Origin of the sequence: Bradyrhizobium sp. RT6a, assembly GCF_040547675.1 — a bacterium.
Taxonomy (GTDB): Bacteria; Pseudomonadota; Alphaproteobacteria; order Rhizobiales; family Xanthobacteraceae; genus Bradyrhizobium.
In genome coordinates this window covers 836672-861330 of the sequence record NZ_JBEPQC010000002.1, presented here as the reverse complement: position 1 = coordinate 861330, position 24659 = coordinate 836672, and the positions used below count along the sequence as shown (strand labels likewise).

Genomic DNA, 24659 nt, shown 5'->3' with positions numbered 1-24659 from the left:
GCAAGGAATTCAAAGTTTTGCCTGGGAGACGAGCATGACCGAAGGAACGGCCGAGGCCGGCGCGGCGACGGGCGGCGTCAACATCCTGCTGCGGCTGGAGGGACTGACCCTCTTCGTGGGCATGGTGATGCTCTACTGGGCCTGGGACGGCTCATGGCTCGTGTTCGCCCTGCTGTTCTTCGTCCCGGATCTGAGCTTCCTGGCATATCTGTCGGACGCCAAATTCGGCGCGCTGGTCTACAACGCCGCCCACAGCTACATGGCGCCGGTCGCGCTGCTGACGCTCGGCTTCGGCCTCGCCTCGCCGCTCACCCTGTCCATCGCCTTGATCTGGCTCGCCCATATCGGCATCGATCGGGCGCTGGGCTATGGCCTGAAATATTCGGCCGGGTTCGGCTTCACCCATCTCGGCCGGATCGGCCGGCAGAAGGACCACTGACGCAGTTGCAAATCTGGCTCGGCCCGGTTGACCGGGCGTGCCGATTCAGGCTTGCTCCAGGCTTGCGATCAGGCGCCGAATGTTGCGTGAGCTCAGTCGGTACGGCGGCGGTCATCATTTCCGGCTGCAAGCATCACCCCATGTCCGCGACGGTCGCTCCACTGCCGCCGAACCCATCGTCCGAAACCACCGACTTCCTGCGGCGCATGGCCAGCATGGTGTCGGGGCGGAACGGCGAGATGCTGCTGCGCGCGGCCGCGCTGATCGAGTCGCTGGCGCAGCGGGCGATGTCGGCGGAACGCCTCTATCACCGGGAGCACGAAGAGAACACGCGCAACAGCGAATTGCGCGAGGCCGGTGAGATGGCGTCCGACGCCATGGTCAAGAAAATCGACGGGCTGCGCAGCCAGCTTGCCGAAGTCACCGCGGCCGCGGCGGCCGAGCGCGCGGCATTCGATGCCGAGCGCGGCAAGCTGCTTGGCCTGATGCAGCACGCGGAGGGCCATATCGGCCAGCTCACAAGCGAGCTAAAGACGCTGCACGCCTCGCTCGACAGTTTGAACGAGACCGCCATCTCCGTGCCGATCGAGGTGCTGCGGCTGGCGCGCACCCAGTTCGATGTCCTCTCCGCCGGCTTTGCCCGCAAGGGCGACGTGATCTCGCAGGCGATGAGCGAGATCGGCGGTTTTGCGATCGACCAGGCGCTGACGGTGAAAAAGGCTGATCCCGCCTGAGGCCCGCGCAATCACATTCACGATTGGGCGTCATGCCCGGGCTTGTCCCGGGCATCCACGTGCTTGAAGCCGATGAGAAAGGTCGTGGATGGCCGGGACAAGCCCGGCCATGACGCGGGAGCGATCCGCGCGCATCAAATTGCCATCGCGCTAGACGCTTGCGTCGAGCTCGATCCGCATGTCGGCGGTAATCCAACGACTGCCGCCGAGTCGCGCAAGGCCGTGGAGGGATTTTTGCAAGCGCTGTTCAAGCTGGGGTAGCGCTGGGAAGCAGCTCGGCCTTGGGAGCCGGCGTCGGCGCCACATACTCCGTCATTGCGAGCGAAGCGAAGCAATCCAGAATCTCGCCGCGGAGGCAATCTGGATTGCGTCGTCGCAACGGCTCCTCGCAATGACGGAGGCTACGGCTCGCCCGGCTTGAACGGCTCCTGCTTGTCCGGCGGTACGGTCTCCTCCGCCATTGCCAGCAGCATCGCGACCATCACGTAATTGCCGGCGACCGCGGTGAGGTCGACAATCTGCTGGTCATTGAAGACCTTCTTCGCGCGCGCGTAAGTCTCGTCGGCGATCTTCCTGGTCGTGGTGAGCTCGGTGACGAAGTCGTAGACGACGGCCTCGTCCTCGGCCATCTTCGACGGCCGCTTGTTGGCCTTCAGCTCCGCGATGATGTCGGGCGACAAGCCCGCCTTCGCAGCGAGCGGCGCATGGGCGTACCACTCGACCTGCGAGCGCCATTGCCGCCCGATGATCAGGATCGCGAACTCGTTGAGCTTTGTCGGGACCGAGGTTTCCCAGCGCAGATAGTGGAACAGGTCGAACAGGCGCTGGCCGAGCACCGGGCTGCGGATCATCGGATTGTAGGGACCGCCGATGCCGACGCTCGAGACCTTCATGATCTGCTCGCCGAGCGGTTTCTGCTTGGCGTCGAGCTGGTCCATGGTGAGCTGCGGAAAGCGCGGCTCCTTGCTGGTGGCGGGACCGGCAAACATCGTGGCGGCGAGCCAGCCGCCCGCGGCAGCAAGCGTCAGCGACGACAGCCAGAGTGGCGTTGAGTTCATGTTGTCCTCCCGGTTTTTCTTGATCCGGAGGATGCTAGTCGAGCGGCACCGGCTTGGTAGCGCTAGATCGCGCCGATCTCGGCAAGGCAGGCTTGCGTCAGCGGCATGCGCTCGCCGACCAGACGCGGCTCCTTGCAGTCCATATTGAGCGCGAACACGGTGTGTGCTTCGCCCTTCTCCGCCCAGCCCACCATCCAGCCAAGCGACGGCTCGCCGCGCTCGGCGCCAAGCAGCCCTGACTTGGCGCGAATGACGCTATCGCCGACCTTGGTCACCGGCAGGATGTCAGCGACGAGATCCTGGCTGCGTTTGGAGATTGGCAGTGCGCGGCGGCGCAGCCTGTCAACGAAATCGACCTGCTCGACCGGATCGATGCGCAAGGCGCCGGTGAGCCAGAACTGGTCGATGCCGCCGCCGATGTCGCGATTGCCGTAGTCGAACAGATCGACGTATTTTTGCATGCGCTCCTGTCCGATCCGACGCGCGATCTCCTGATAGACCGGTACCGCGCTCACGAGAATCGCGCTGCGCAGCGTGTGATCCTTGTTCCAGGCCTCGATCGGACGCTTCACGCCATCCCAGGGAAATACGTCCTTGTCGGGATCGGCGACGACGCCAGTTTCGAGCGCGATCAGCGAGTTCGGTATCTTGAAGGTCGAAGCCGGCAGCTTCGCCTCGCCCGAACGTTCCTTGTCGCTCGCGATGACCAGATAATCCTCGACCTTGTAGCCGACGAACGTCCCGGCCGTGCCGAGGTCGGTGAAGCGCTTTGCGAGGCTGTCACGGATTTCATTTCGCGGCGGCGCGACATGGGCGAGTGCGCGCGACGGCAGGATCGCGGTTGCGGCGAGAAGACCGAGAGTCGAACGGCGGGTGAGCACTGGCGGTGTCCGTTTACGCGATGAAGAAGGCCCCGACCATGCAGCCGCTATCGTGGTGAAACGATGACAGGTTATTTCTTGAGCATGATCTCTTCGAAAAACCGCTGCACACTTTTGCGGATCATGCTCTACCGCCTACCCGACAGCCGCAGCACGAACACCAGCACTTCGGCGACGGCCTTGTAGAGGTCGGGCGGGATCTCTTCGCCAAGCTCGACCTTGGAGAGCGCACCGGCCACGATCTCGTTTTCCTCGATCGGGATGTCGTTGGCCTTGGCGATCTCGACGATCTTTTCGCCGATCGTGCCCTTGCCCTTGGCGACGACGACAGGCGCGTTGCTGCCCTTCTCGTAATGAAGCGCAATCGCTAGCTTCGACGGGTCGCTCATGTGGCGCGATCCAGGAAGTGGCCGGCACGGGTCGGTGCGGGCTGTGGCGGGGTGCCATCGCGAACCAGGATGTCGCCGGGCTTGAGCTCGGCCCTGGTCAGGGCCTGGTTGAGCTCACCGATTCCGGCGCGAAGCTGCTGTGCGGTCGCCGGCCGCTCCGCCCACATCCGCACGAAGGTCGTGTCGCCGTTCAGGGTAATCAAAGCGTGCACGGGGCCGGCCGGCTCGACACTGAGTGTGAAGCGCGCGCGCCAGGCGCGCCCGGCGGGATCGGCGGATTCATTGCCGCCGTCGCGCGAGATCTCGAACTGCGCCATTGCCGTGCCCTGCGGCGTCGCGAATGGAATCTCGAAATTCCACTGCGGCACGGTCGGATCGATCCTGTGACCGCTGGCATCGGTGCGATCGGGGAGCGAAGCGACCTGGAGCAAGGTCTGGCGCGCGATCGCGGCATCGGTATCATCGAGCAACCGATGCACGGTCGCGGCGAGCGGCGTATCGGGCGCGAGTGACGGCGAGGCGATGGATTGCGGCGACGGTAATGCGCCGCGAACCGGCGGTGGCGTCGCGCGCGCGGCGGCTTCGAAAATTTGTCCGTCGGGCACGGCTTTGTTCGAGCCCGGCAAATTGCCCATCATGCGCGGCAGGTTTTGCGTGATCTCTTGCAGGAGGCTCGCGGCAAGGCCCGCAGATATGGTTCGCGGCATCGCAGCCTGCGGCGCACCGCCAGCTATGTCCGCCAGCACAGCGGCCGCGAGATTGGCGCTGCGCGGCATTTGCGGTGATTGGGCGATCTCGGGTTCCGTTGCGGGCAAGGCGGCCTGTGCAGCCTGCGTCTGCGCGGTAGCGACCTGCGGTGTTGCCCCGGTACCGGCTGGAAGGGTGGCACCTTGCGTCTGTGGCGCCGTCTCGAGCGTTGCCAGCGTCTGCCGCAGCACCAGAAGCGCGGCTTTCAAATCCGGCATCGTGGCGGAGGACGGCGTCGCGCCTGCGGCGAGCGAGGCCTCTAGGAGCAGCCCGGATCTCTGGAAAGCGGATTCGACGTCGCCGCCATCGAGCCCGGTGTTGAGCGGCGTCTGCTGCGCCAGCACGCCCAGCATCGCCTGCTTCAGCCCCGCCGGAAGATCGCTGCCGGTGACCACCGCGGCCAGATTGGCGAACAGCGGCGCCTGGCTGCCCTGTTTTGTGACCGCCTCGGCCGAAGCTGCGGTAACGGCGACCTGCTCCGATGGCGTCAGCACGTTGCGTCCCGCGCCCGCCGACGGAGCAAGCGAGGGGCTGTCAACCAGCGAGGCCGCAGCAGGCGTCAGCGTGACCTGATCGGCGGCCGCCTCGCCTGCCCCGCCCATGACGGCGAGCCGGATGGTGCCGCCGTTCTGCGACACCGCAAGCTGAAGATTTTGTCCTGGTGTCAGCGCCACCTCGGACAGCACATCCATCGAGAGGTTGGCGATCGCGATCCGCACCAGATTATCGGCGAGCACGCTGACCACTCTGGCGTCGACGACGCTGCCGGCCTGCAGCACAAGATCGGGCGTCGCCGCGTCAGCAACAGGGCTGGCGGCACTGACGGGAAGAATCGAGCTTATCGGCGTCGGCATCGCGAGGGGCCCGGGGAGCGCAGGTCCTACCCTAAGGCCGCCCTCGTAAACCTCTCGTTAAGGACCCTTGGCCGCGGGCGGCCTCACGGCGTTCAAAACCGCCACGGCAGCCTCGAAATCCCGCAGACGGGCAGCGCGGCGGCCGGCCGCTTCTTCGTCCACGCCCCATTTCTCGGCGTTCCAGTCCTCGTCGACATAAGCCGCCGCCCAGACCTGGCCGGCGTCCCGTACGCCATGGGCCAGCGCCAGCGCCAGCAGGGCCGAGCCGGTCAGAGTGGTGATCACGTGGAGGGCGGCGACCGACCAGGCATCCCCCGGCAGCGCCGCACGTGCGGCCTGGAGCGCCTCCGCCGGCTGCGTCACATGCATGACGCCTTCGGACAGGATGAAATGCGCGCCCAGCGTCTCCGCGGCCCAGAACAGCACGGGATCCCAATGCGCGGCCTCCCGGGCGACAAGTCCCTCGGGATGGCCGGCGCGGTAGAACAGCAGATCGGACTGGAGGTATTTTGCGAGGTCTTCCGTGACGAGATCGACGCGGTCGACGACACCCTCGACCACGCTGTTGGCGATCCGCGTCAGCGGCATGGTCATGGGATTGATCGTCTCTTTCCGATCCGCCCATTCCGCGGCGACTGCGTCGGCTAGCGCGCGCGACGGGATCACCACCTGGCGGCCGGAGGGCGTCCGGATCGCCTTTCCATCGAGCGTGATGGCGAAGCCGCCTTCGGCCTCGGCCACCCCCACCTCCTTGTAGAAGCGCTTGCGCAACGGCACACGCGAGGCCTGGCGGACCGCCTCTTGCGGATCGAGCGGGGATCGCCCCGCAACTTCATCGAACAATTCGCGCATCTGGTTTTCGGCCCTGATCACTCAATGCTAGGCTTGTAAGGTAAGAGCGGCGACCGATAAAGCGAGCGGCAGGTATGAGGGAACTTGCGGGCATTGTGGCTCTGCTAGCCGGGTTTGGGTCGGCCGCGGCGCAGGCCGGCTTTCGGACTCCGGAATCGGTGGTCCGCAACGTCTACGCTCATTACGGCCAAGGCGCGCCGGAGCTCTCAAAAGGCCTGCCGCGGGATGCCGCCACCGCCCGGCAATTCTTCGACCCCTCCTTGCGCAAGGTGTGGTCCGCGCCGCAGGTCGCGCCCTACGATTTTCTGGTGCAGAGCCCGAGCTGGAAGCTCGGCCCCGTCGCCATCGCGGTCATTCGCAGGCAATACGACAAGACCTATGTCGCGGCGAATTTTGACAACCGCGGCCGGCCGGTGACATTAAATTTCATCCTGGTCAGCGGGCCCGAGGGCTGGTTGATCACGGATGTCGAGAGCCCGCACGACAGCCTGCGGATGTTTCTGGAGCAGTTTCGGAATTGAGCGGGCTTCATTATTCGGGGCGCAGCGAAGCAACCCGATCGCAAACTCAACTACTCTTCCGGCGCGTTCTCGATCGGATCAAATCTCGTTGCATCGAGCCCGAGCAGGTTCCACGACTGCTGCATGTGCTGCGGTAGCGGCGCGGTGGCATCGATGAAGCCGCCGCGCGGATGCGGAATGACGATGCGGCGCGCCAGCAGATGCAGCCGGTTTTGCAGGCCGCCTGGCAGTTGCCAGTTCTCGATGTTGAAATATTTGGGATCGCCGACGATGGGGTGACCGATATGTTCCATGTGGGCGCGCAGCTGGTGGGTGCGTCCCGTCACCGGCTTCAGCGACACCCAGGTCAGCTTGTTGCCGGCGGTTTCGACCACCGCATAGTACGTTACCGCGTGGCTTGCGCCCTCGTCGCCATGCTGGGCGATGCGCATGATGGTGTCGTCCTCGCTCTCCTCCTTGGCAAGGAAGGTCGAGATGCGGCCCTGCTTCGGCTTCGGTAGTCCCGGCACCAGCGCCCAATAGGTTTTTCGCGCCGACCGCGAACGGAACGCGCCGGTCAGATGCGAGGCGGCAAAGCGGGTCTTGGCGACCAGGAGACAGCCCGACGTCTCCCTGTCGATGCGGTGCACGAGGCGCGGCTTCTGGCCCTTGGAATCGCGCATCACCTCCAGCATCTGATCGATGTGTCGCGTCATGCCCGAGCCGCCCTGCACGGCGAGACCGGCCGGCTTGTTCAGCACGAGAACGTCGTCGTCCTCGTAAATCGTCATCTCCTTCAGCGCGGCAAGCGTCTTTTGCGCCGCCTCCGACTGCGGGTTGGGCGCCTTCGGCGTGTCGAGCTTCAGCGGCGGAATGCGAACGCTCTGACCCTCCTCCAGGCGGTCCTTGCTGTCGACGCGCTTGCCGTCGACGCGCAGTTCGCCTTTGCGAACGACGCGCTGGATGTGGGAGAACGACAGGCCGGGAAAGTGCGCCTCAAGGAAGCGATCGACGCGCATGTTGTTCTCGTCGGCTGTCACCTTGACGGTCTGCACCTTGGCCGGCAGCAATGCCTCGACGGGCTTTGCCGGTGCAGCCTTTTCCGGTTCGGCTTTGGGCGCGCGCCGCTCGACGCGATCGCTGGCAAAGCGCGGCGGCTTCGTGCCCGGCTTGCCGCCCGGCCGCGGCCCTGCCGCCTTCGCGCTGCGCGCCTTGAACGGACGTGCCTCCTTGCGTTCATCGCGCGAACGGGGCTTTGGATCGGTTCTTTTGATGCGGCGGCTCATGGTGCCTGCCTAGCTCAAAAGCGGCCTCACGTCACGGCGAAATGGCGATTTGGCTTCAGCCGCCCCGCTCCTTCCGCAACTTGGCCCAATAATCCAGCCGCTTCCTGATCTCCCGCTCGAACCCGCGGTCCGGCGGGTCGTAGAAGGTCTGGCGGCCCAGGGCCTCCGGAAAGTAGTCCTGGCCGGAAAAGGCGTCGGGGGCGTCGTGGTCGTATTCGTACGACGCGCCGTAGCCTTCCGACTTCATCAGCTTGGTCGGCGAGTTGAGAATGTGTTTCGGCGGCAGCAGTGAGCCGGCCTGCTTTGCGACCTGCATCGCCTTGCCGAAGGCGGTGTAGACGGCATTCGATTTCGGTGCGGTGGCGAGATAGACCACCGCCTGCGCGATCGCAAGCTCGCCTTCGGGATGACCGAGGAAGTCGAAGGCGTCCTTGGCGGAGTTGGCAATGACCAGCGCCTGCGGATCGGCAAGCCCGATATCCTCGACCGCCATGCGCACGACGCGGCGGGCCAGAAACAGCGGATCCTCGCCGGCATCGAGCATGCGCGCGAGATAATACAGCGCGGCATCGGGATCAGAGCCCCGCACCGACTTATGCAGCGCCGAGATCAAATTGTAATGGCCGTCGGCCGACTTGTCGTAGATCGGCGCGCGGCGCTGCAATATCTCCTGCAACTGCGCGGCGTCGAAAATCTCGTCCTTGCGCGCGGCGCGCCAGACTTCCTCGACGAGCGTCAGCGACGCGCGGCCGTCGCCATCGGCCATGCGCACCAGCACGGCGCGCGCTTCCTCGTCGAGCGGCAGCTTGCGGCCCTCGACCTCCTCGGCATGCGCAAACAGCTTTTCGATCGCGGTCGCGTCGAGCGAGCGAAACACCAGCACACGCGCGCGGGACAGAAGCGCCGCATTGAGCTCGAAGGACGGATTTTCGGTGGTGGCGCCGACCATCACCACGGTGCCGTCTTCCATGACGGGCAGAAACGAATCCTGCTGGGCGCGGTTGAAGCGATGCACCTCGTCGACGAACAGCAGCGTGCCCTTCCCCATCTCGCGGCGTGCACGCGCGGCCTCAAAGGCCTTCTTCAAATCGGCGACGCCGGAGAACACCGCGGAGATCTGCTCGAAATGCAAATCGGTGGCGTCCGCGAGCAGCCTCGCGACCGTGGTCTTGCCGGTGCCGGGCGGGCCCCAGAACACCAGCGAGCCCAGCGTGCGCGTCTCCAGCATGCGCGTCAGCGCGCCGTCGGGACCCAGGATGTGATCCTGGCCGACGACCTCCGAGAGCGCGCGCGGTCGCAGCCGATCCGGCAGCGGATGCGGAGCCTCGTGATCGAGCCCCGCCGCGGCGAAGAGAGTTGGCGTCTCCTGTGGTCGCTTCGGACTCATCCGCCCAGCGTGACGTTGATCTGCTGGCCGCCGCGCACCAGCGTGATGCGCCAGATGCGTTGGCGCTCGGCCGCCGCCTTTTCGAGATCGCTTGTCTTGCTGATCTTTTGGTTGTTGACCGCCAGGATGACGTCGCCCTTCTGAAAGCCGACATTCGCGGCCGCGCTGTCGCCGCCGAGATCGGTGACCACGACGCCTTCGGTGTCGGCGTCCAGATGCAGCTCGTCGGCGAGCGCCGGGGTGATGGTCGAGACCTTCGCGCCTTGCAGAGGCGAGCGCGCGGTGATGACGAGCTCGTTGCGGCCGGTATCGGGCGCGGCATCCAGCGCCACCGTCAGCTTGACCGGCTTGCCGCCGCGCTGCACGTCGATCTGCGCCGTGCCGCCGAGCGGCCGTGTGGCGAAGCGATAGTCGAAAGCGTTGGGATCATCCACGGTCTGGCCGTCGATCGAGACGATCAGGTCGGAGGATTTCAGCCCGGCCTTGGCCGCCGGTCCGTTCGGAACGACGCTTGCGACCAGCGCACCGGTCGGCGAACGCAGGCCGAGGCTCTCGGCGATCTCCGGCGTCACCGCCTGCAGCTTCGCGCCGAGCCAGGGCCGCTTTACCGCCTTGCCGCCACCCTTGGCGGAGGCGACGACGACGCGCACCATGTTGGCGGGGATCGCGAAGCCGATGCCCTGCGAGCCGCCGGAGCGCGAATAGATCGCCGTGTTGATGCCCGCGAGCCGGCCGTTCATGTCGACCAACGCGCCGCCGGAATTGCCGGGGTTGATCGCCGCGTCGGTCTGGATGAAAAATTGGTAGTCGGTGATACCGACCTGCGTGCGCGCCAAGGCCGAGATGATGCCGTGAGTCACGGTCTGGCCGACGCCGAAGGGATTGCCGATCGCCATCACGACGTCGCCTACCAGCAGCTCGTCCGAATTGGTGAATTCGAGAGCCGGAAACTTCTCCTTGGTGTCCTTCAGACGCAGAACCGCGAGATCGCTGCGAGAGTCCTTCAGCACGATCTCGGCCTCGAACTCACGTTTGTCCGACAGCGACACCTTGACCTGGTCGGCGCCTTCGATGACATGGACGTTGGTGACGACGAGCCCGGACGCATCGACGATCACGCCCGAACCGAGCGAGCGCTGCACCTGCTCCTGCTGCTGGCCGGGCACGCCGAAGAAGCGGCGGAAGATCGGGTCGTCGAGCAGCGGATTGCGGTTCTGCACCACCTTGGCGGCATAGACGTTGACGACTGCCGGCTGCACCCGCTGCACGATCGGCGCATAGGACAGCCGCAGTTCGGCGGGCGAGGACGGCACTCGGCGGTCTTGCGCGGCGGCCGGATTGACGTTGGCCGAAAAGGCTATGCACAGCGCCGTGACGACGGCGGTCCAGGTCGATCGAAACATTCCTACCTCTTGGAAAAGACGCCGGAATATAGGCGCGTTCGCCCCCCAATAGAAGGCGCCCGGCGGCATATTCGGCCCCCTTTTGGTGTGTCCGGCCTGCAAGCTCCGCGTGCCAAATGGCAATTTGGCGGGGCTGTGGATTGGCATGATGTGCGTCATCTTGCATGGTGGTGCAAGGCGGATTCGGTTGCGACGAATTTACACCACTGGGAACCGCGCAACCGGGCGCAGCGTCGCGGGGCAGTCATCGATCATATCTAGGCTCTCCGGCAGCGACTTGGGGAAGTTCGTCAAACGATGGAGTCATGACGTGAGCAGGACAAGAATTGCAGCCACGGCGATTGGTCTCGCCGCCGCACTGGCAGCCTCGCAGGCCCAGGCCCAATCGGCGAGCAGCAGTGACCAGGAGATCGCGCTCCTGAAGCAGCAGTTGAAGATGCTGGAGCAGAAGCTCGACAAGCTCCAGAGCCAGACCGCCGCGAACACTGCCGCTGCGGCAAAGGCCAGGACCGAAGCCAAGGCGGAGGCGAAAGCCGAAGCGCGTTCCGAAGCGAAGGCCGCGGTCGCCAACGCCAACGCGGCGATCCCGCTCAAGGGACCGGCGCCCGCATCCGGCGTCGTCGTGACGATGCCGAATAACCGGCCGACCATCTGCACTGCCGATGGGGCAAACTGCGTCGGGATCACAGGCCGCGTGCATTGGGATGTCGGCGGCTACGACTATCGGCCCAACACGGCGGCAACCGTGCCGCAAAAGCTCGACAGCGGCGAGAATGTCCGCCGCGCGCGCATCGGTCTCGCCGGCAAGTTCTTCCACGACTGGAATTTCGCGCTGGTCTACGACTTCGGCGGCTCCTCCGACGGGTTTGGCGGCGCAGCTCCGGGTTCGCTGCCCGGCGGCGGCGTCTCCGGCGTCGAGAATGCCTATCTCAGCTACACCGGCCTGAAACCGTTCGGCGGCAAGATGGCCATCGAGGGCGGCATCATGGACCTGCCCTACACTCTCGATGAGGCCACGAGCTCCAACGACATCATGTTCATGGAGCGCGCCTCAGCCGGCATCGTCGCCACCAGCATCGCAGCGGGCGACTTCCGCTCGGCGATCGGCACGCGCTGGTACAACGACCAGCTCTGGATCGGCGGCTATGTCACGGGACCCTCGACCGGCGCGATCCATTCGGCGTCGAGCGTAGCACCGAACGGTGCTTCCGAGCAGTATGGCGCCGTCGCCCGCGTTGCCGGCCAGGTCGTCAGCGGCAAGGATTACTCGCTGCATCTTGGCGGAAACGCCGAATGGCTGATCCAGCCGTCGCGCAACATGGTGACGGGCGCACAGACGGTGACACTCAGCGACCGCCCGGAACTGCGCATCGATCCCACGGCACTGGCCACGACCGGCGCAATCGCCAATGCCTCCGGCGCGCAGGTCTACAGCGTTGAAGCGGCCGCCACCTATGGACCGCTGATCCTGCAAGGCGAGTATTTCTGGTACAACATCGATCGGAGCGCCAATACCGGCCTGCCGCCGCTGGGTGCGCCGAGCCTCAAATTCCAGGGCGGCTACGCGCAGGCCGGCTACGTGCTGACAGGCGAGGGTCGCAGCTATAATGCGGCGAATGCGGCCTATGGCGGCGTCAAGCCGGCGCATCCGTTCTCGCTCGAGGGCGGCGGCTGGGGTGCGTGGGAAGTCGCGGGACGCTTCTCCACGATTGACCTCAACGATCAACTCGGGACCGCCACTGGCATCGCAGGCGGTCGGCAGACCGTCTACACGGCGGCGCTGAACTGGTATGTCAACGGCAACGTCCGTTTCATGCTGGACTATTTGCATGGCACGGTGTCGAGGCAGGCCTCGCCGATCTCGACCGCCGATGTCGGCTCGAAGTTCGATGCGGTCGCGATGCGGACGCAGTTCGCGTTCTAGGTCTCGCCTGTCGTCCCGGGGCGCGCAAAACGCGGACCCGGGACCCCGCATCTGCAACGCCGCTATCTGAAGGAGACAAGCCATGAAGGCCGTTGGTTACAAGAAGTCGCTTCCGATCGAGGAACAGGACGCGCTGTTCGATTTCGAGACCGCTAAGCCCGAACCCAAGGGCCGTGATATCCGCGTGGCCGTGAAGGCGATCTCGGCCAATCCGGTCGACTACAAGGTGCGCAAGCGCGCCGCCCCGCCCGAGGGGGAAACGAAGATTTTGGGCTATGACGCGGCCGGCGTGATCGAAGCCGTCGGTCCCGACGTCACGTTGTTCAAGCCGGGCGACGAGGTATTTTACGCCGGCTCGATCCTGCGCCAGGGCACCAATTCCGAATTCCATCTGGTTGACGAGCGTATCGTCGGCAACAAGCCGAAGAGCCTGTCGTTCGCGCAGGCAGCCGCCCTTCCCCTCACCTCCATCACCGCCTGGGAGCTGTTGTTCGACCGGCTTGGTGCGGTGCCCGGCAAGAGTGTCGATCCGCGTACGCTCTTGATCACGGGCGGCGCCGGCGGTGTCGGCTCGATCCTGATCCAGCTCGCCCGCCGCCTCACCGGGCTGACGGTGCTCGCGACCGCGACGCGGCCGGAATCGCAAAAATGGTGCCTCGATCTCGGCGCGCATGCGGTGATTGACCACGGTAAGCCGATGAAGGAGCAGATCGAGAAGCTCAAGCTGCCGCCCGTCGCGCTGGTGGCGAGCCTCACCTTCACGGACCAGCACTACAAGAGCATCGCCGATTTGATGGCGCCACAGGGGCGGTTCGGTCTGATCGACGATCCCCCGGAATTCACCATGAGCACGTTCAAGGGCAAGGCGATCTCGGTGCACTGGGAATCGATGTTCACGCGCTCCTCGTTCCAGACCGCCGACATGATCGCGCAGCATCATCTGCTGAACGACGTCGCCGACCTCATCGACAAGGGCGTCTTGCGTACCACGCTCGACCAGACCTTTGGCACGATCAATGCGGCCAATCTCAAGCGCGCGCACGCGCTGCTCGAGAGCGGCAAGTCGCGCGGCAAAATCGTGCTGGAGGGGTGGTAGGTCTTAGCGCGAAGCGGGCGCCGCATTCGTCTCCGGTGGACGCGTCGCCCGCTCGATAAAGCCCTTGGCGAGCGCGTGGTAGATCCCTTCCTCGCAGATCATCCGCGATGTGGCATGTGCAATCAGGGCGGCGGCCATCAACGGCACCACCATGGCATGGTTATCGGTCATCTCGGTCACGATGACGAAAGCGGTGATCGGCGCCTGCACCACACCGGCAAAATAGGAGACCATGCCGAGCAGCATTATCGCGCCGAGCGGAGCATCGTGGAAGAAGGACGCGATGTTGCTGCCGAGGCCGGCTCCAACGGCGAGTGACGGCGAAAAAATTCCGCCGGGTATGCCACTGATTGCCGCGAAGGTGGTGGCAAGCAGCTTGAGGACGCCGAAGCCCTGCGGCAGCGGTGCATCATGCTCGAGGGCCGTCTTTACCTGCTGGTAGCCCGTGCCATAGATCGTATCGCCGGATATAAGGCCGCAGATCGCGACCGCCAATCCGCACGCGAGCGCGAACCACAATGGGTGGCCCTTGACCGCACGCCCGAACGGATGGGCGAAGCCGCGCGCCATGACGATGACGATACGGCTGAAGATGCCGCCGGCGAAACCGCCGACCACGCCGCATACCGGAACTGCCAACCAGTCTGTGCCGCGGGCAAGAGACGTCGCACTGCTGCCGAAATAGGCGTAGTTGCCCATCAGCGCGAGCGAGGTCAGGCCGGCCGCGATCACCGCCGCGATGATGAGACTGCTGGTACGCGTCTCGAAAGCCCGGCTCATCTCCTCGATGCCGAAAACGATCCCCGCCAGCGGGGTGTTGAAGGCGGCCGCGACGCCGGCGGCCGCGCCGGCCAGGATCAATCCCGGCTGGCGGCGTGGCGAGACGCGTCCGAGCGCGAACATGATGGAAGCGCCGACTTGAACGCTCGGTCCTTCCCTACCGACGGAGCCACCGCACAGCAGACCGAACAAGGTGAGGATCACCTTGCCGATCGCGATTCGGATCGAGACCAGGCTCTCGCGCGCCGTCTGGTCGGTCAGATGCCGTGCGGCGATCGCCTGAGGAATGCCGCTGCCCTGTGCGTTCGGGAACAGCCGGGTGGTCAGATAGGCCGAGAGCATGAAGCCGAGAGGTGTCACCGCGAGCACGGCGTAGCGCGACTGGGCCAGCAGCAGCGCAAAGGCGTGCTGGGCGAAATCGGCGAGTTGCGCCAGCGCCACCGCCGCGGCGCCAACCCCGATCCCACCGAGCACGAAGATCGCCCGCCGCTGCCATCGCGCGGATGTCAGCCTGAACAGGCGTTTATGGCGGGTCGACAGGGGCCAGAGCATGAGCCGGAGTTTTAGCCGGTCACGTCGCAAATTGAAGGGGCAAGCGAGCAGACCAGCTAGACTGGAACCACGCCTTCGACAAACATCAACCGCCGCTCCAGCGCGGTCCGCCGCAGCTTGAGCGCCTCCGCATATTCCGGCGACGCGTACCATTCGCGCGCGCGTTCGACCGAGGGAAACTCTACGATGATAATGGTCTTGGGCGGCGGGCCGCCCTCCACCACCTCAGCGGCACCGCCGCGCGCGAGGTAGCGGCCGCCATATTGCGCGATGGTTTGCGCCGCCAGCGCGCGATAGGCCTCCATTGCGGCCTGATCGCGCACCTCGACCTCCGAGATCACATAGGCCGGCATGAGCTGATCTCAGGCAATCGTGTTGACGATGCCGCCCTCGGCACGCAACGCCGCGCCGTTGGTAGCGGAAGCTTCCTTCGAAGCCGCATAAACCACCATGTTGGCGATTTCGTCGACGCTGGCGAAGCGCTGGAGCAGCGAGCTTGGGCGATGCTGTTTGACGAAATTGGCCGCGGCCTCATCGACCGACTGGCCGTTCTGCTTGGCAAGATCCTTCACGAAGGTCTCGACGCCTTCCGACATCGTCGGGCCCGGCAGCACGGAATTGACGGTGACGCCGGTGCCGCGTGTGAGCTGCGCCAGGCCGCGCGCGACCGAGAGCTGGGCCGTCTTGCTCACGCCATAGTGGATCATCTCGACGGGAATGTTGAGCCCGGACTCCGACGAGATGAAGACGATTCGGCCCCAGTTACGCTTGAGCATGCCGTTCATATACGCGCGCGAGAGACGCACGCCGCTCATCACGTTGACCTCGAAGAAGCGACTCCAGTCCTCGTCCGGAATGTCGAAAAAATCTTTCGGCTCGAAGATGCCGGCATTGTTGATGAGGATGTCGACGTCTGGCAGCGCCGCGGCCAGCGCCTTGCAGCCGGCAGCGGTCGAGACGTCGGCGGCGATGCCGCGGATCTTGGCCCCCGCTCCCTCCAGCTTGCGCACGGCCGCATCGACCTTGTCCTGGCCGCGTCCGTTGATCACGACGCTCGCACCCGAGCCGGCAAGGCCCTTGGCGATGGCGTGGCCGATCCCGGCGGTCGAGCCGGTCACGAGGGCGGTCTTTCCGGAAAGGTCGATGTTCATGCGTGATCTCCGTTGATGCTGACGGAGATATTGGGCGCTACCGGCACGATAGCAATCGGCACTCACCGACGCGTGAGGAACGGGACCTAACGAACAAGGACGGCCAATAAAAAAGCGGCGCCCGAAGGCGCCGCTTTCTGAAAACTCTCTACCGGTCGGCTTACGCCGCCTCGGCTTCCTTTTCCTGCACCGGACCGGAGTCCTGGCCCTTGGCATCAACGTCACGATCGACGAACTCGATCACGGCCATCGCGGCGTTGTCGCCGTAGCGGAAGCCGGCCTTGATGATGCGGGTGTAGCCGCCCTGGCGATCCTTGTAGCGGGGCGCGAGCGTGTCGAACAGCTTCCGGACCTGATCCTTGTCGCGCATCTCGGAGATGGCCTGGCGGCGCATGGCCAGCCCGCCCTTCTTGCCGAGGGTAATCAGCTTCTCGACGATCGGACGCAATTCCTTCGCCTTCGGCAGCGTGGTGACGATCTGCTCGTGCTTGATCAGCGCGGCGCACATGTTGGCGAACATCGCGCGGCGATGCTCGGCGGTGCGGTTGAGCTTACGATGAACCTTGCCGTGACGCATTTTTTCATTCCTTGAATTTCATTCGTCGCGACGGTTCGTCGGACCAGTTGCTCAGGTGGGCTGCCTGCGTTCGCCCGCTAAGGCGCGATGAATTCGCGCCTTAGCCTGTTGTCGTTCGGATCAGTAGTGATCCTCGAAGCGCTTGGCGAGCTCGTCGATATTCTCCGGCGGCCAGCCCGGCACTTCCATGCCGAGGTGCAGACCCATCTGGGCCAGCACTTCCTTGATCTCGTTCAGCGACTTGCGGCCGAAGTTCGGAGTGCGGAGCATTTCCGCTTCGCTCTTCTGCACGAGGTCGCCGATGTAGACGATGTTGTCGTTCTTCAAGCAATTGGCCGAACGCACCGACAGCTCGAGTTCGTCCACCTTCTTGAGGAAGGCCGGGTTGAAGGCGAGGTCCGGGATGATCTCCTGGGCGACTTCCTTGCGCGGCTCTTCGAAGTTGACGAACACGTTGAGCTGATCCTGCAGGATGCGCGCGGCGTAGGCCACGGAATCATCCGGCGTCAGCGCGCCGTTGGTCTCGATTGTCATGGTCAGCTTGTCGTAGTCGAGGATCTGGCCCTCGCGGGTGTTCTCGACCTTGTAGGAGACCTTGCGGACCGGCGAGTACAGGCTGTCGACCGGGATCAGGCCGATCGGCGCGTCCTCGGGGCGGTTGCGCTCGGCGGGAACGTAGCCCTTGCCGGTTGCGACCGTGAACTCCATGCGGATCTCGGCGCCCTCGTCGAGCGTGCAGATCTGCAGGTCGGGATTGAGCACGACGACGTCGCCCACGGTCTGGATGTCGCCGGCGGTGACGACGCCCGGGCCGGACTTCTTGACGACCATGCGCTTGGGGCCTTCGCCCTGCATCTTGATCGAGATGTCCTTGATGTTGAGCACGATGTCGGTGACGTCCTCACGGACGCCCGCGATCGAGGAGAACTCGTGCAGCACGCCGTCGATGTGCACCGACTGCACCGCCGCGCCCTGGAGCGAGGACAGCAGGATGCGGCGCAGCGCGTTGCCGAGCGTCTGGCCGAAGCCGCGCTCGAGCGGTTCGGCGACGATGGTCGCGAAACGGGTCGGATCGCTGCCGGGCTGTACCTGCAGCTTGTTCGGCCGAATCAGTTCTTGCCAATTTTTCTGGATCGTCACTGTTTCACCCATACAGGCCAGTCAGACTGCTGTTGCAGGCACTGGCGTTGGAGAAAGGCCGCAGATCATTTCCACGGCTTTGCAAAAAATCATTGCGGGCGCCAATGCGCCCGCAATTTGGTATCAAACGCGCCGACGCTTGCGGGGACGGCAACCGTTGTGCGGGATCGTGGTCACGTCACGGATCGAGGTGACGGTGAAGCCCGCGGCCTGGAGCGCCCGGAGCGCCGATTCGCGGCCCGAACCGGGACCGGCGACTTCGACTTCCAGCGTGCGCATGCCGTGCTCCTGCGCCTTCTTCGACACGTCCTCGGCGGCAACCTGTGCGGCATACGGGGTCGACTTGCGCGAGCCCTTGAAGCCCATCGTGCCGGCGGAGGACCAGGCAATCGTGTTGCCCTGCGCGTCGGTGATGGTGATGGTCGTGTTGTTGAACGACGAGTTCACGTGCGCGACGCCGGAGGCGATGTTCTTGCGCTCACGACGACGAACGCGGGTGGCTTCCTTGCCCATAGACTACCTTTCCTGAAGATCTCAAACGCCGCCGTAATGCCAGCGGCTACACCTGTGGAACGAAAGGCGCGTGGCGAACGGGTCATCCCCTTTCGCCACACGCCGTGATTGGATGCGAAAACTTACTTCTTCTTGCCGGCGATGGCCTTGGCCGGACCCTTGCGCGTACGCGCATTGGTGTGGGTACGCTGGCCACGCACCGGCAGACCGCGACGATGGCGCAGGCCGCGGTAGCAGCCGAGATCCATCAGACGTTTGATGTTGATGCCGACCTCACGACGCAAATCGCCCTCGACGAGATAGTCGCGGTCGATCACTTCGCGGATCTGAAGCACTTCGGCGTCGCTGAGCTGATTGACCCGACGATCGTCTGGGATCTTGACCTTCTCCATGATCTCACCGGCGATCTTCTGGCCGATGCCATGGATGTACTGGAGCGCGATCAGCACGCGCTTGTTGGTCGGGATGTTCACGCCGGCAATACGGGCCACGGCCTTCTCTCCTGTCGCCGATTCCTCGTCAGGAATCGCGCTTTAAGTGCTTGGTTTCTCGGGCAGGTGTTCACAAACGCGAACACGACGCCCACCCCTGGTCTTCCTGGGGCCCGGCATCGTTTGAAACTATCCGACTTGGATGCGGGGCTTATTAGGGGATTCAGGGGGCTTTCGTCAACCGCTGCTACCGCTTAGCTCGCTTTTTCGTGACCTTTTTTGCGGCCTTTTTGGCACCTTTTTTGACAGCCTTCCTGGCGGTCTTCTTGGCTGCCTTCTTCCTCCCTGCCTTCTTCACGGCTTTCTTGCCGGTTTTCTTGGCCGCCTTCTTGGGACCCGTCACGGTCTTTTTAGCCGCCTTCCTGGATTTGGCGGCCTTTTTGGCCGTCTTCGCCGGCTTTTTAGCCGATTTCGTCGCCGCCTTGGCCTTTTTAGCCGGGGCGGCCTTGGCCGCGCTGCGGGCGCGGGTCTTGGGCTCGACCGCCCCGAGCGCCAGGAGCTGGCGATGGATGGCGCGGGTGACCTCGTCGATAGCCATCATTCCGTCGATGGTCGAGAGCTTCCGCCGCTCGGAATAGTAGTGAATCAGCGGCTCCGTCTGGTTGCGGTAGCTGGCTAACCGCTTGGTCAGGACCTCCGGGGTGTCGTCGAGCCGGACCTCCTCCCCGCGCTCGCGCATCTGGGCGACGCGGGTCTCGACACGGTTCAGGAGCGCGCTCTCGTTGACGCGGAGCTCGATCACGGCGTCGAGCTTGAGGTGCTTGTGCTTGAGCAGCTCATCCAGCGCCTCGGCCTGCGGCACGGTCCGCGGGAAACCGTCGAGGATGAAACCGTTTTTGGCATCCGGCTGATCGATCCGATCGGAGATGATTCCCACCACGACATCGTCGGGCACGAGACCGCCGCTAGCCATGATCTCCTTGGCCTTGAGACCGACCGGCGTTCCGGCCGCCACCGCTGCACGCAACATCTCGCCGGTCGAGAGCTGGACGATGCCATAGCGCTGCACCAGCAGCTGCGCCTGGGTGCCCTTGCCCGATCCCGGCGGCCCCAGAAGTATAATTCTCATCGGCGTACGCCCCCCGATTGGTGCGCGATACGTCGTGCACCTGTGTTTTGAAGTCCAGTTACAGTGCAAATCATAATCAGCGCCGCACCGCTACCCATATCATAGGGGAGCAAATGGCCGGACGCCAAGAAGCCTTTGAGATCAGTGCTTGCACGACACTAAGAGCGGCTCTGTCGAGGCGACCGAATGCCCGGCTCGCCGTCCGCGCGCGTTGCACGCGCGGCGAATCGGCGGCGCAATTGCGCCGCCCGGGGGGACGCCGCGCTTAACGGCGGCGGCCGCGCAGCTTCGACTTCCGGATCAGGCCTTCGTACTGGTGCGCCAGGAGATAGCCCTGCACCTGGGCCACCGTGTCCATGGTGACGCTGACGACGATCAACAGCGACGTGCCGCCAAAGTAGAACGGCACCGACGCGTAGGAGATCAGGATTTCCGGAATCAAGCAGACGATCGCCAGATAGACCGCGCCGAGCACGGTGATCCGCGACAGCACGTAGTCGATATATTCCGCGGTACGCTCGCCCGGACGGATGCCCGGAATGAAGCCGCCGTGCTTCTTCAGATTGTCCGCGGTCTCGGTCGGATTGAACACGATCGCGGTGTAGAAGAAGGCGAAGAACACGATCAGCGCCAGATACATGATCAGGAACAGCGGACGGCCGTGGCCGAGCTGGGTGTTGATCCACTGGAACCATTCCGGCCCGCTGCCCGCGTTGAAGTTCGCAACCGTGGTCGGCAGCAGCAGCAGCGAGGACGCGAAGATCGGCGGGATCACGCCCGAGGTGTTGAGCTTGAGCGGCAGATGCGACGACTGCCCCTCGAACATCTTGTTGCCGACCTGGCGCTTCGGATACTGGATCAAGAGCCGGCGCTGGGCGCGCTCCACGAACACGATGAAGGCGATCACGGCCACCGCCATGATGATGACGACCAGAATCAGGCCGGTCGACATCGCACCCTGACGGCCGAGCTCGAGCATGTTGGCGAGCGCCGCGGGCAGCTCGGCGACGATGCCGGAGAGAATGATCAGGGAGATGCCGTTGCCGATGCCGCGCGAGGTGATCTGCTCGCCCAGCCACATCAGGAACATGGTGCCGCCGGTCAGCGTGATCGCCGTGGACAGACGGAAGAACATGCCGGGGTCGCTGACGACGTTGCCTGCGCCTTCGAGGCCCACCGCGATGCCGTAGGACTGGAACGCGGCCAGGATCACGGTGAGATAACGGGTGTACTGGTTCAGCAGCTTGCGGCCGGACTCGCCTTCCTTCTTCAGCGCCTCGAGCTGCGGAGAGACGGTGGTCAGAAGCTGGATGATGATCGAGGCCGAGATGTACGGCATGATGTTCAGCGCAAAGATCGCCATGCGGTGAATGCCGCCGCCGGCGAACATGTTGAACATGCCGAGGATGCCGCCCGCCTGGGAGCGGAACACCTGCTCCCAGATGTTGGGATCGATGCCGGGCAGCGGGATGTAGGTCCCGAGCCGATAAACGAGCAGCGCACCCAGGGTGAACCAGATGCGCTTCTTCAGTTCGTCGGCCTTGGCAAACGCACCGAAATTGAGATTGGCTGCCAGTTGTTCCGCTGCAGAGGCCATCTTGGACTTTCTCCCGCCGCTTCTTGCGCCGTTATGCCCGCGGCCGGGCTACATTATACCGGACACCGGACATTATCTGGGGCTACGGCTTCGATAAGTCCATCGTCCCGCATGCGTAAAGGCCCGCGAGCCGCGGGCCGATGACGCAGTTGTTACGCCGCCTCGCCTTCTTCCTTGGCAGGCGCGAGGATCTTCACCGAGCCGCCGGCCTTCTCGACTGCCGCGATCGCGGTCTTCGAGGCGCCGTGCACTTCGATGTTGAGCTTGGCCTTGAACTCGCCGCGGCCGAGCAGCCGCAGGCCGCCCTTGGCGCGGCGCAGCACGCCGGCCTTGACCAGGGATTCGACGTTCACGACGCTGCCGGTGTCGATCTTCTTGGCATCGACCGCGTCCTGGAGCCGGTCGAGATTGATCTCGGCGAACTCGATGCGGAAGATGTTGTTGAAGCCGCGCTTGGGCAGACGGCGATGCAAGGGCATCTGGCCGCCTTCGAAACCCTTGATGCGCACGCCCGAACGCGCGGTCTGGCCCTTGCCACCGCGGCCGGCCTGCTTGCCCTTGCCCGAACCAATGCCGCGGCCGACGCGCATACGCTTCTTGCGCGAGCCGGCATTGTCGGCGATATCGCTGAGCTTCATCGCCCTGCTCCTTGTTTCTTGCGCATGACCTTCACCGAAAACGGGTCCCCGCTTCGGGATCGTGCGCCTTTGCTTACTTCTCGTCGACGATGCGAACGAGATGGTGAACTTTCAAGATCATGCCGCGCACCGCCGGGGTGTCCGGCAGTTCGCTGGTGCGGCCGATCTTGTTGAGCTTGAGCCCGATCAGCGTCGAGCGCTGCGAGTGATGGCGGCGGATCGCGCTGCCGGTCTGCTCGATCTTGATCGTCTTTGCGGTCGTAACGGCACTCTTGGCCATGGGCGTCTACTCCGAAAAGCTTGCGTTATTCGGCAACCGCCTCGGCGTCGCCACCGATACGGCGGGACTGGAGGGTGGACACCTTGATGTTGCGGCGGGCAGCGACCGAGCGCGGCGAATCCTGATGCTTCAGCGCATCGAACGTCGCGCGAACCATGTTGTACGGGTTCGACGAGCCGATCGACTTCGCAACCACGTCCTGGACGCCGAGCGTCTCGAACACGGCGCGCATCGGACCGCCGGCGATGATGCCGGTGCCGGCCGGAGCTGCGCGCAGGTAAACACGGCCCGCGCCATGACGGCCGGCGATGTCGTGATGCAGCGTGCGGCCCTCGCGCAGCGACACGCGGGTGAGGTTGCGCTTGGCGGATTCGGTTGCCTTGCGGATCGCCTCGGGCACTTCGCGCGCCTTGCCGTGACCGAAGCCGGCGCGGCCCTTCTGGTCGCCGATCACGACCAGCGCTGCGAAACCGAAGCGCTTGCCGCCCTTGACGACCTTGGCGACGCGATTGATGTGGACGAGCTTGTCGACGAACTCGCTGTCGCGCTCTTCCCTGCGTTCACGTCCGCCGCCGCGTTGATCGCGTCCACCACGTTGTTCGCGTTCTGCCATGGTTTTTCCAGTCCTTCAGAGGCTTACGCCTCAATCCTCAAATTCTGTTAGAAGCTCAGCCCGCTCTCACGCGCCGCGTCGGCAAGAGCCTTGACGCGCCCGTGATAGAGATAGCTGCCGCGATCGAACACGACTTCCTTGACACCCTTCTCGGCGGCGCGCTCGGCCAGCAGCTTGCCGACCGCCTTCGCCGCATCGATGTCGGCGCCGGTCTTGCCGCCATCGCGCATCGACTTCTCGAGCGACGAGGCAGAGGCAAGCGTCTCGCCCTTCAGGTCGTCGATGACCTGGGCGTAGATGTGCTTGGACGAGCGGAACACCGACAGGCGCGGACGGCCGCCACCCGAGCGGCGCAGCTTCAGTCGTACACTGCGCTTGCGCCGGGCATTCGTAACCTTGGCTTTCGACATGACCGGCTCCGTTACTTCTTCTTGCCTTCCTTGCGGAAGATGAATTCGCCAACATACTTCACGCCCTTGCCCTTGTAGGGCTCCGGCGGACGATAGGAGCGAATCTCGGCGGCGACCTGGCCGACGCGCTGAATGTCGCTGCCGGTCACCGTGATCTCGGTCGGCTTCGGCACGGTGATCGTGATCCCTTCCGGGATCGCGTAGACCACATCGTGGCTGTAGCCGAGCGCGAGCTGCAGGTTCTTGCCCTGCAGCGCGGCGCGGTAACCGACGCCGGTGATTTCGAGCTTCTTCTCGAAACCCTTGGTGACGCCTTCGACCAGATTCGCGACCTGGGCGCGAGCGGTCCCGTACAGGGCCCGCGCGCGGTTGGTCTCGACCCGCGGGTTCACCTTGACCTGGCCGTTGTCGAGCCTCACCTCGACGTCGCTATGGACGACGAACTGAAGCTGGCCCTTCGGCCCCTTCATCTTGACGGTCTGCCCGTCGACGGTCGCGGTCACACCCGACGGCACCGCTACCGGCCTTTTGCCAACACGTGACATGGATCAAAAATCCTTCTCAGAACACCGTGAAGAGAACTTCGCCGCCCACGTTCGCTTCACGCGCACTGTGGTCAGCCATGATTCCCTTCGGCGTCGACAACACCGAAATGCCGAGTCCGTTATTGACCCGCGGCAGGTTCTTCACCGAGGCGTAAACGCGACGCCCGGGCTTGGAGACACGCTCGATCTCGCGGATAACGGGCTCGCCGTCGAAATACTTCAGCTCAATCTCGATCTCGCTGCGGCCCGAGGAGTGCTCGAGTGTGGCGTAACCGCGGATGTAGCCTTCGCTCTTCAGCACCTCGAGAACATTCTCGCGCATCTTCGAGCCAGGCGTGGAGACCTTGTTCTTGGAGCGCATCTGCGCGTTGCGGATGCGGGTGATCAGATCGCTGATTGGATCGTGCGTAGACATTTAAACGACCCTCCTTACCAGCTGGACTTCACGAGGCCCGGGACCATGCCCCTGGAGCCAAGGTCACGCAGCGCGATACGGGACAGCTTGTTCTTGCGGTAGTTCGAACGCGGGCGGCCCGTCAGCTCGCAACGCAGACGGATGCGGGTCGCCGACGAGTTGCGCGGCATTTCCGCAAGCTTCAGGGTCGCGGCGAACCGCTCCTCCATCGGCAGCGACTTGTCGGCGATGATCGCCTTCAACCGCTCGCGCTTCGGGGCGGCGTTCTTCGCCATCCGCTTGCGCCGGTTGTTCTTCTCGATTGAACTCTTCTTTGCCATGCTTGGCTCCTGGGTATC

Annotated in this window: 29 protein-coding genes and 1 pseudogene; 6 read left to right on the top strand and 24 right to left on the bottom strand. The window is 64.5% G+C overall.

Annotated elements, in window-relative coordinates:
• Positions 1-34: 34 nt before the first annotated feature.
• The 3 genes and pseudogenes from ABIC03_RS13935 to ABIC03_RS13925 all read left to right on the top strand — a co-directional run.
• Positions 35-439, top strand: a complete 405-nt coding sequence (locus ABIC03_RS13935) for a DUF4260 domain-containing protein (protein WP_354058731.1) — start codon at positions 35-37, stop codon at positions 437-439.
• Between the two features lie 140 nt (positions 440-579).
• Positions 580-1173 (top strand): hypothetical protein, encoded by a 594-nt coding sequence (locus ABIC03_RS13930; protein WP_354058730.1) that lies wholly within the window; start codon positions 580-582, stop codon positions 1171-1173.
• A gap of 153 nt (positions 1174-1326) precedes the next feature.
• Positions 1327-1434 (top strand): annotated as a pseudogene (locus tag ABIC03_RS13925) (dienelactone hydrolase family protein); the annotation flags it as partial.
• 140 nt (positions 1435-1574) lie between these two features.
• On the opposite strand, the gene ABIC03_RS13920 reads toward ABIC03_RS13925, so the two are convergent.
• The 5 genes from ABIC03_RS13920 to ABIC03_RS13900 all read right to left on the bottom strand — a co-directional run bounded on the left by ABIC03_RS13920 (position 1575) and on the right by ABIC03_RS13900 (position 5954).
• Positions 1575-2231 (bottom strand): carboxymuconolactone decarboxylase family protein, encoded by a 657-nt coding sequence (locus ABIC03_RS13920; RefSeq protein WP_354058729.1) that lies wholly within the window; start codon positions 2229-2231, stop codon positions 1575-1577.
• A gap of 62 nt (positions 2232-2293) precedes the next feature.
• A complete protein-coding gene (locus ABIC03_RS13915; protein WP_275168083.1) occupies positions 2294-3112 on the bottom strand; it encodes a penicillin-binding transpeptidase domain-containing protein in 819 nt (272 codons plus the stop codon).
• A 128-nt stretch (positions 3113-3240) separates the two neighbouring features.
• A complete protein-coding gene (locus tag ABIC03_RS13910) occupies positions 3241-3501 on the bottom strand; it encodes an EscU/YscU/HrcU family type III secretion system export apparatus switch protein (RefSeq protein ID WP_354058728.1) in 261 nt (86 codons plus the stop codon).
• On the bottom strand, positions 3498-5102 hold the full coding sequence (fliK, locus tag ABIC03_RS13905) for a flagellar hook-length control protein FliK (protein WP_354058727.1): 1605 nt from the start codon (positions 5100-5102) through the stop codon (positions 3498-3500). Before fliK ends, ABIC03_RS13910 begins: the two co-directional genes overlap by 4 nt.
• A 57-nt stretch (positions 5103-5159) precedes the next feature.
• Entirely contained in the window at positions 5160-5954 is a 795-nt protein-coding gene (locus ABIC03_RS13900) for an ATP12 family chaperone protein (protein WP_354058726.1), read from the bottom strand.
• A 74-nt stretch (positions 5955-6028) separates the two neighbouring features.
• Between ABIC03_RS13900 and ABIC03_RS13895 the strand changes: the two genes are divergently transcribed.
• Positions 6029-6475, top strand: coding sequence for a hypothetical protein (locus ABIC03_RS13895; RefSeq protein WP_354058725.1), 447 nt, complete (start codon positions 6029-6031; stop codon positions 6473-6475).
• A 50-nt stretch (positions 6476-6525) separates the two neighbouring features.
• Here ABIC03_RS13895 and ABIC03_RS13890 read toward each other — a convergent pair whose 3' ends face one another.
• The 3 genes from ABIC03_RS13890 to ABIC03_RS13880 are packed head-to-tail and all read right to left on the bottom strand — an operon-like array spanning position 6526 to position 10530.
• Positions 6526-7740, bottom strand: coding sequence for an RluA family pseudouridine synthase (locus ABIC03_RS13890; protein WP_354058724.1), 1215 nt, complete (start codon positions 7738-7740; stop codon positions 6526-6528).
• A gap of 55 nt (positions 7741-7795) precedes the next feature.
• The gene (locus ABIC03_RS13885; protein ID WP_354058723.1) at positions 7796-9127 is read right to left on the bottom strand and encodes a replication-associated recombination protein A; all 1332 of its coding nucleotides are present in this window, start codon (positions 9125-9127) and stop codon (positions 7796-7798) included.
• Complete coding sequence (locus ABIC03_RS13880; protein ID WP_354058722.1) at positions 9124-10530, bottom strand: DegQ family serine endoprotease; 1407 nt, start codon at positions 10528-10530, stop codon at positions 9124-9126. The genes ABIC03_RS13885 and ABIC03_RS13880 overlap by 4 nt, the downstream gene beginning before the upstream one ends.
• A 310-nt stretch (positions 10531-10840) precedes the next feature.
• Between ABIC03_RS13880 and ABIC03_RS13875 the strand changes: the two genes are divergently transcribed.
• Together ABIC03_RS13875 and ABIC03_RS13870 are read left to right on the top strand one after the other, a co-directional pair.
• Positions 10841-12454, top strand: a complete 1614-nt coding sequence (locus tag ABIC03_RS13875; RefSeq protein ID WP_354058721.1) for an OprO/OprP family phosphate-selective porin — start codon at positions 10841-10843, stop codon at positions 12452-12454.
• Between the two features lie 82 nt (positions 12455-12536).
• Positions 12537-13550: a zinc-binding alcohol dehydrogenase family protein gene (locus ABIC03_RS13870; RefSeq protein ID WP_354058720.1), complete on the top strand. Its 1014-nt coding sequence runs from the start codon at positions 12537-12539 to the stop codon at positions 13548-13550.
• A gap of 3 nt (positions 13551-13553) precedes the next feature.
• Here ABIC03_RS13870 and ABIC03_RS13865 read toward each other — a convergent pair whose 3' ends face one another.
• The 16 genes from ABIC03_RS13865 to rpsN form a co-directional block, all read right to left on the bottom strand.
• Positions 13554-14882 (bottom strand): chloride channel protein, encoded by a 1329-nt coding sequence (locus ABIC03_RS13865; RefSeq protein ID WP_354058719.1) that lies wholly within the window; start codon positions 14880-14882, stop codon positions 13554-13556.
• Between the two features lie 56 nt (positions 14883-14938).
• Positions 14939-15235 carry a DUF1330 domain-containing protein gene (locus ABIC03_RS13860; protein WP_354058718.1) on the bottom strand — a complete coding sequence of 99 codons (297 nt, stop codon included), beginning with the start codon at positions 15233-15235 and terminating at the stop codon, positions 14939-14941.
• 9 nt (positions 15236-15244) lie between these two features.
• On the bottom strand, positions 15245-16033 hold the full coding sequence (locus tag ABIC03_RS13855) for an SDR family NAD(P)-dependent oxidoreductase (RefSeq protein ID WP_354058717.1): 789 nt from the start codon (positions 16031-16033) through the stop codon (positions 15245-15247).
• 160 nt (positions 16034-16193) lie between these two features.
• Complete coding sequence (gene rplQ, locus ABIC03_RS13850; RefSeq protein ID WP_275168098.1) at positions 16194-16610, bottom strand: 50S ribosomal protein L17; 417 nt, start codon at positions 16608-16610, stop codon at positions 16194-16196.
• Positions 16611-16730: 120 nt separating this feature from the next.
• Positions 16731-17762 carry a DNA-directed RNA polymerase subunit alpha gene (locus tag ABIC03_RS13845; RefSeq protein WP_007603046.1) on the bottom strand — a complete coding sequence of 344 codons (1032 nt, stop codon included), beginning with the start codon at positions 17760-17762 and terminating at the stop codon, positions 16731-16733.
• 111 nt (positions 17763-17873) lie between these two features.
• Positions 17874-18263 (bottom strand): 30S ribosomal protein S11, encoded by a 390-nt coding sequence (gene rpsK / locus ABIC03_RS13840; protein WP_007603045.1) that lies wholly within the window; start codon positions 18261-18263, stop codon positions 17874-17876.
• Between the two features lie 122 nt (positions 18264-18385).
• Positions 18386-18754, bottom strand: coding sequence for a 30S ribosomal protein S13 (gene rpsM / locus ABIC03_RS13835; protein WP_007611599.1), 369 nt, complete (start codon positions 18752-18754; stop codon positions 18386-18388).
• Between the two features lie 187 nt (positions 18755-18941).
• Positions 18942-19823, bottom strand: a complete 882-nt coding sequence (locus ABIC03_RS13830) for an adenylate kinase (RefSeq protein WP_354058716.1) — start codon at positions 19821-19823, stop codon at positions 18942-18944.
• A gap of 265 nt (positions 19824-20088) precedes the next feature.
• Positions 20089-21420 (bottom strand): preprotein translocase subunit SecY, encoded by a 1332-nt coding sequence (secY, locus tag ABIC03_RS13825; protein ID WP_007611601.1) that lies wholly within the window; start codon positions 21418-21420, stop codon positions 20089-20091.
• A 152-nt stretch (positions 21421-21572) separates the two neighbouring features.
• Entirely contained in the window at positions 21573-22058 is a 486-nt protein-coding gene (rplO, locus tag ABIC03_RS13820) for a 50S ribosomal protein L15 (RefSeq protein ID WP_247497526.1), read from the bottom strand.
• 73 nt (positions 22059-22131) lie between these two features.
• Positions 22132-22338: a 50S ribosomal protein L30 gene (rpmD, locus tag ABIC03_RS13815; protein ID WP_007603038.1), complete on the bottom strand. Its 207-nt coding sequence runs from the start codon at positions 22336-22338 to the stop codon at positions 22132-22134.
• 25 nt (positions 22339-22363) lie between these two features.
• Positions 22364-22951 (bottom strand): 30S ribosomal protein S5, encoded by a 588-nt coding sequence (gene rpsE / locus ABIC03_RS13810; RefSeq protein WP_007603037.1) that lies wholly within the window; start codon positions 22949-22951, stop codon positions 22364-22366.
• Positions 22952-22998: 47 nt separating this feature from the next.
• Positions 22999-23361, bottom strand: a complete 363-nt coding sequence (rplR, locus tag ABIC03_RS13805; protein ID WP_007603036.1) for a 50S ribosomal protein L18 — start codon at positions 23359-23361, stop codon at positions 22999-23001.
• A gap of 11 nt (positions 23362-23372) precedes the next feature.
• A complete protein-coding gene (rplF, locus tag ABIC03_RS13800; RefSeq protein ID WP_354058715.1) occupies positions 23373-23906 on the bottom strand; it encodes a 50S ribosomal protein L6 in 534 nt (177 codons plus the stop codon).
• A gap of 16 nt (positions 23907-23922) precedes the next feature.
• Positions 23923-24321 carry a 30S ribosomal protein S8 gene (gene rpsH, locus ABIC03_RS13795; protein WP_007603034.1) on the bottom strand — a complete coding sequence of 133 codons (399 nt, stop codon included), beginning with the start codon at positions 24319-24321 and terminating at the stop codon, positions 23923-23925.
• A 14-nt stretch (positions 24322-24335) separates the two neighbouring features.
• Positions 24336-24641 carry a 30S ribosomal protein S14 gene (gene rpsN / locus ABIC03_RS13790; protein ID WP_275168100.1) on the bottom strand — a complete coding sequence of 102 codons (306 nt, stop codon included), beginning with the start codon at positions 24639-24641 and terminating at the stop codon, positions 24336-24338.
• Positions 24642-24659: the final 18 nt, after the last annotated feature.